We start from the raw sequence: 5,789 nt of genomic DNA, 5'->3' as shown, positions 1-5,789 counted from the left end.
GCCAAGCATGGCTCGCTTCATCATGTTGCCTCTTCGATCACCTTGCTTTACGGCCGTTGCCGGCGCAATGAAATTGATCCGCCAGGGATCACACATGATTGATGAACTCCATGGTCGATGAGCAATGACGGCCCGGCGATGGCAGTTGGCGCATGGACGCCATCTCGACCTTGGCGGCAAGGCCGTGGTCGTCGGCATCCTCAATGTCACGCCCGATAGCTTTTCCGACGGCGGCCAGTTCGACGCCCCTGAAAAGGCGCTGGCCCAGGCGCGCCGCATGATCGGGGAAGGGGCGCTGGTTGTCGATGTCGGCGGAGAATCGACGCGCCCAGGTGCTGCCGCGGTATCGGCCAGCCAGGAACAGGACCGCATCCTGCCGGTGATCGAAGCGCTGGCGGGCGTGAGCGAGGTGCTGATTTCGGTCGACACCTATCGTGCCGACACGGCGCGGCTGGCGGTCGCCGCCGGCGCGCATATCGTCAACGATGTCTGGGGTTTGCAGCGCGAGCCCGATATTGCGCGTGTCGCCGCCGACACCGGCGCGGGGCTTGTCATCATGCATACTGGGCGGGATCGCCAGAAGCTGCCGGATGCGATTGCCGATCAACTGACGTTCCTGCGAAGGTCGCTGGAAATCGCCCGCCAGAACGGCATCGCCGACGATCGTATCGTGCTCGATCCCGGTTTCGGATTCGCCAAGGAGACGGCGGAGGAAAATCTCGACCTGATGGCACGCTTTTCGGAATTGCATGCCCTCGGCCTGCCGCTGATGGCCGGTACGTCGCGAAAACGCTTCATCGGCACGGTCACCGGCCGTGATGCCGCCGACAGAGGGGTCGGAACAGCGGCGACCAGCGTTATATTGAGGCTCCAGGGCGCCGATCTGTTTCGCGTCCACGATGTCGCATTCAACGTGGACGCTTTGGCGCTCGCGGATGCTATGCTGGCGCGTCGGACGGACCAGGCGAGAAACTGAGCGATGTATGTCATCCGCATGAAGAACTGCGCTTTCTTTGCCCGGCACGGCGTGCTGGACGAGGAGGAAAGGCTCGGCCAGCGCTTCTATGTCGATGCTGTTCTCACCGTCGATCCAGGCCGCGCGCTTGCCGAGGATTCGATCGAGGATACAGTCCACTACGGCATTGCATTCACCGTCATTGAGAAGATCATCACCGGGCAGCGCCGTTTTCTCATCGAGTCGCTGGCGCTCGAAGTGGCCCGTGCGCTGACGGCGCGTTTTCCGCAGATTAAGAAAGCCGAGATCACGGTGCGCAAGCCGAACGCACCGGTGCCTGGCGTGCTCGATTATGTCGAGGTGACCGTTGTCTGGCCCGAATAGTACCGTTTATCTCAGCCTTGGCGGCAATCTTGGCGATCCGGCGAAATCCATGGGCGCGGCGCTGCGCATGCTGGATGCCGACGCGGATACGCGTGTCACCGGCGTCTCCTCGCTTTATCGCACGCCGCCCTGGGGCAAGCTCGATCAGCCCGATTTTCTCAATGCGGCCGCCGAGATTTCCACCGTGCTTGCACCGCGTGCCTTGCTCGACCTCTGCCTCGATGCGGAGCGCAAGCTGAAGCGGGTGCGGGAGGAGCGCTGGGGGCCGCGGCTGATCGATATCGACATTCTGGTGTTCGGGGACCGCGTCATCCACGAGACCGGACTGGAGGTGCCGCATCCGCGCATGCTGGAGCGCGCCTTCGTGCTGGCGCCGCTGGCCGAGATCGCGCCCGGCCTGGTTGTCAGCGGTCGCAGCATCACCGACCGCCTGGTCGCCGTCGATACTTCAGGCATCGAGCGATTGTCCTCCGGCCGGGATTGGTGGTTGGCCTAGGTGCGTTGATATTCAGGTGATGCCGGCCTGCAAACGGCGAGTTCCTGCGCTTCCGGTGCTCACGTACCCAAATGTACGCTCCGCTCCGGTTCTCGGAACCCACCGTTTTCGACTCGGCCTGACCTGAATCTCAACACACCTTGGAGCGGGGTCTTTAACCGGAGAAGCCGCCGCCATCCAGGAACGTCTGCTCCTGCGGGGTGGTTTCGCGGCCAAGCATCTTGTTTCGGTGCGGAAAACGGCCGAAATTCTGAATGATATCGCGGTGTTCGACAGCGTACTTCAGGTATGGCTCGGCCCAGGCCTGCGTCAGTTCGACCGAAATGTCCTGGTCGGCCAGCAGTTCCGAATGCTCGTAAGGCAGGTAGAGGAAAACGCGGAGTTCTTCCTCGAGTGCCAGGTCATGACCAGCCGCGATCGCCCTCTCCGCGAAATATCTGGCGAGCGGATCGGTCGCGTACATATGGCCGGTGCCGCGAAAACAGTTCCGCGGAAACTGGTCGAGCAGGATCATCAGCGCCAGCGCGCCTTCGGCATGTTCCAGCCAGTCGTCGCATTCACGCCGCGCGGCGGCGTAGTGCAGGCCGAGAAAGCGGTCGCGGAACTCGGCATCGAATGCTTCGTTCTTCTCGAACCAGGCATCCTCGCCGGCATCGCGCCAGAATTTGGTGACCGACAGGGCCCTGCTGTCCAATTCCATGCCTAATTCCTTGCTCAATCGGCGGGTTCGGACTTGTGCAGCACACCCGCGGTTTCTTCATTGAGTGCCTGACCAGGCCGGCGCGGCGTGGAGAGCGGTGTCGGAATCGGCGTACCGATATTGCCTCTCAGGAAGCGCTGTCCGGCGCGAATGCCTTCGGCAAGCTGGGTTTCGAAGCGGTCGGTGTCGCGGCGCCTGACGTCTTCGATCGTTTCAGCCACGTCTTCGGGATCGACGCCCAGCGATTCCAGGGCCGAGCCGCCGAAAACAAGTGCGGATTCGAAGGTTTCACGCAGCTGGTAGTCGACGCCGGCGCGAATGAGCTGCAGCGCGGTACCACGATCGAAAGCGCGGGCCAGCACGGTGAGCAAAGGAAACTCAGCCTTGATCAACTGGGCGATGCGAACAGCCACATCGGCCTTGTCGACGCAGATCAGCACGGCGCGCGCACGGCCGGCGCCGGCGGCATGCAGGATGTCCAGTCGCGTGCCGTCGCCATAATAGACCTTGAAGCCGAAATCGGCCGCCGCCTGGATCATCTCGACGTCATTGTCGATGATCGAGACGTCGATGCCGCGCAGCAGCAGCGGCTGGCTCGCGATCTGGCCGAAGCGGCCGAAACCAATGACCAGCACGCTGCCGGTCAGGCCATCGGCGACATCGACCCCGTCGAGCGACTGCTCGTCACGCGGCGTCAGATAGCGCAAGGCGATGATGGCCAGCGGCGTCAGCACCATGGAGATGATGACGATCGCCGTCAGCGTCGCGTTGGCCTGGCCATCGATGATGCCGACCGCCGCGGCCGCCGAGTAAAGGACAAAGGCGAATTCGCCGCCTTGTGCCATGAAGACCGCGCGCTCCAGGGCTTCGCGGTGACCTGATTTCAGGATGCGGGCGACGATGTAGATACCGAATGCCTTCATCACCATGTAGGCGACGACATAGATGGCGATCAGCCGCCAGTTCGCCGCGACCACATGCAGGTCGAGCGACATGCCTACCGCGAGAAAGAACAGGCCAAGCAGGATGCCGCGGAAGGGTTCGATGTCGGCTTCGAGTTGGTGGCGGAAGGTCGATTCAGACAAAAGCACGCCGGCCAGGAAGGCACCCATCGCCATCGACAGGCCGCTGAGCTGCATGGCGAGGGCGGAGCCAAGGACGACCAGAAGTGCCGCCGCCGTCATCACCTCGCGGGCACGGGCATCCGCCAGGATGCGGAAGAACGGGTTGAGCAGATAACGGCCGGCCACCACCAGGCCGATGATCGCGGCAAGGCCGATGCCGATTTCGGTCAGCCGCTCCATCAGGCTGGTGTCGGTACCGCCGGGCGCCAGGAACGCGATCAGGGCCAGCAGCGGCACGATGGCAAGATCCTCGAGCAGCAGGACCGATACGATGCGCTGGCCTTTCGGTGCGGCGATTTCACCGCGTTCCTCCAGGAGTTGCATGACGATCGCCGTCGAGGTCAGCACGAAGCCGGCGCCGGCGACGAAGGATTGCGCGATCGGAAACCCTCCAGCCATGCCGACACCGGTCAGCAGAAGCGCGCAGACGCCGACCTGCAGCGCGCCGAGGCCGAAGATCTCACGGCGCAGGCCCCACAGCCGCGACGGCTGCATTTCCAGCCCGATGATGAACAGGAACATCACCACACCGAGCTCGGCGACATGAAGAATGGCTTCCGATTCGGAAAAGACGCCGAAGCCGAACGGACCGATCACCACGCCGGCGGCCAGATAGCCGAGGATCGAGCCAAGGCCCATGCGCTTGAAGATCGGAACGGCAACGACGCCGGCAGCAAGCAGTGCCACCACCTGAACCAGATCACTGCCCGATGCTTCCGCCGCCATGCCTCTTGTCCCTGTGTCTAGCAGAAACTCCTTGCATGCAGTTGGAGTGGGAGGCAAGGCGAGAAATCTGCCGGGAAGGGTAGGGCGCCGCTGCAACGATTCACCTGGTGGAACAACGGTCCCCGCTTGCCTGCCGGACGTTCGGCATCTATATCAGGTATATGCCTGACTATTCGTCCCGTCCGTCTTCGACGCCACATATCCCGATGGATGCGCTCAGCGAAGTTCTGCAAGACTTTCGCTTGAGTGGTGTCAACTATGGCCGCTGCGAGCTCCGGCACCCATGGAGCATAGACTTTCCGCAACAACAGCTGCTTCGGTTTCACTTTGTCGGCCAGGGCCCGTGCTGGATTCATACTGAATCGCAAGGCTGGCAGGAGTTGCGCGATGGCGATCTGGTGCTGCTGCCGCAAGGCATCGCCCATCGGCTGGCGAGCGCGCCGGACGTTGCAGGGGACTCGCTCGAAGGTTGCCAGGTGATCAAGTTGGGGGGCAACGTCTGCGAAGTGGTACGGCAAGGAACGGGCGCCACGAGCACCCTTTTCTGCGGCTCCATGGCCTTGGACTCCTATGCGCTCAACCCATTGATAACGTTGATGCCGCCCGTCATCAAGGGTTGCGACGTGGCCGGCAATGACCCGGTCGTCGGTCCTTTGCTGGCGGCCATGACGGTGGAGGCCTCGCAACCGCAGATGGGCAGCGCCACGATTCTGTCGCGTATGGCCGACTTGCTGACGGCCCGGCTCATACGCTGCTGGGTCAATTGCAACGGAGCCTCGACCACCGGTTGGCTCGCAGCCATCCGCGACCCCCATATAGGCCGCGCTTTGGCGGCCATGCACCGCGACCCCGGCCACAACTGGACGCTGGGAAGCCTGGCCGGCGTGGCAGGCCAATCGCGTTCGATTTTCGCCGAGCGTTTCAGTGCGGTATTGGGGGAGGGTGCCGCACACTATCTCGCCCGCCTGCGTATGCAGCTTGCCCGCGAATTGCTGGGCCAAAACGGCTTGTCGGTTGCCGAAGTCGCTACCCGTTTGGGCTATGATTCCGAGGCATCCTTCGCGCGCGCGTTCAAGCGCATCACCAATGTCTCGCCGGGCGTTGTGCGCCGCACAATTCCCGGACGAATGGATATGAATTTCGGATTCTAAGATACATATCATCCGAGCGGACTCGCCTATTTAAGACCTCCAAACTTTGGAGATCTTTCCGTGACTGACACAACATTACAGATTGAAGACGCCGCGATTGGCCTTGATGCCGATGCACCAGCCGCGTGGAGTTCAGCCACCTGGTTCGCGGTCATTTCATTGGCGGCCACCAGCTTTGCCCTGGTGTCGGCCGAATTCCTGCCCGCAGGTCTGCTGACGCCAATGGCACGCGATCTCGGCATCAGCGAGGGGA

General features: G+C 62.6%; 6 protein-coding genes and 1 pseudogene. 5 read left to right on the top strand and 2 right to left on the bottom strand.

What is annotated here, in order from left to right; translation table 11 throughout:
* Nucleotides 1-124: 124 nt before the first annotated feature.
* From folP to folK, 3 genes are read left to right on the top strand one after another with little or no spacing between them, the layout of a single operon-like run.
* Entirely contained in the window at nucleotides 125-976 is an 852-nt protein-coding gene (gene folP / locus EN906_RS20580; protein WP_127271860.1) for a dihydropteroate synthase, read from the top strand.
* A 3-nt stretch (nucleotides 977-979) separates the two neighbouring features.
* Nucleotides 980-1,339, top strand: a complete 360-nt coding sequence (folB, locus tag EN906_RS20575; RefSeq protein WP_023813034.1) for a dihydroneopterin aldolase — start codon at nucleotides 980-982, stop codon at nucleotides 1,337-1,339.
* Entirely contained in the window at nucleotides 1,323-1,835 is a 513-nt protein-coding gene (folK, locus tag EN906_RS20570) for a 2-amino-4-hydroxy-6-hydroxymethyldihydropteridine diphosphokinase (RefSeq protein WP_127272685.1), read from the top strand. Before folB ends, folK begins: the two co-directional genes overlap by 17 nt.
* Nucleotides 1,836-1,989: 154 nt before the next feature.
* Here the strand turns inward: folK and EN906_RS20565 are convergent, their stop codons facing one another.
* Both EN906_RS20565 and EN906_RS20560 read right to left on the bottom strand, forming a co-directional pair.
* The gene (locus tag EN906_RS20565; protein ID WP_127272684.1) at nucleotides 1,990-2,535 is read right to left on the bottom strand and encodes a DUF924 family protein; all 546 of its coding nucleotides are present in this window, start codon (nucleotides 2,533-2,535) and stop codon (nucleotides 1,990-1,992) included.
* 14 nt (nucleotides 2,536-2,549) lie between these two features.
* Entirely contained in the window at nucleotides 2,550-4,385 is a 1,836-nt protein-coding gene (locus EN906_RS20560) for a monovalent cation:proton antiporter-2 (CPA2) family protein (RefSeq protein ID WP_127272683.1), read from the bottom strand.
* Nucleotides 4,386-4,546: 161 nt separating this feature from the next.
* Between EN906_RS20560 and EN906_RS20555 the strand changes: the two genes are divergently transcribed.
* Nucleotides 4,547-5,536 carry an AraC family transcriptional regulator gene (locus EN906_RS20555; RefSeq protein WP_023813030.1) on the top strand — a complete coding sequence of 330 codons (990 nt, stop codon included), beginning with the start codon at nucleotides 4,547-4,549 and terminating at the stop codon, nucleotides 5,534-5,536.
* Between the two features lie 60 nt (nucleotides 5,537-5,596).
* Nucleotides 5,597-5,789 (top strand): annotated as a pseudogene (locus EN906_RS20550) (MFS transporter); the annotation flags it as partial.

The sequence above is a fragment of the Mesorhizobium sp. M7A.F.Ca.CA.004.06.1.1 genome, assembly GCF_003999135.1.
GTDB lineage: Bacteria > Pseudomonadota > Alphaproteobacteria > Rhizobiales > Rhizobiaceae > Mesorhizobium.
The sequence above is the reverse complement of the archived record's forward strand: the minus strand, read 5'-3'. Positions and strand labels throughout refer to the sequence as shown.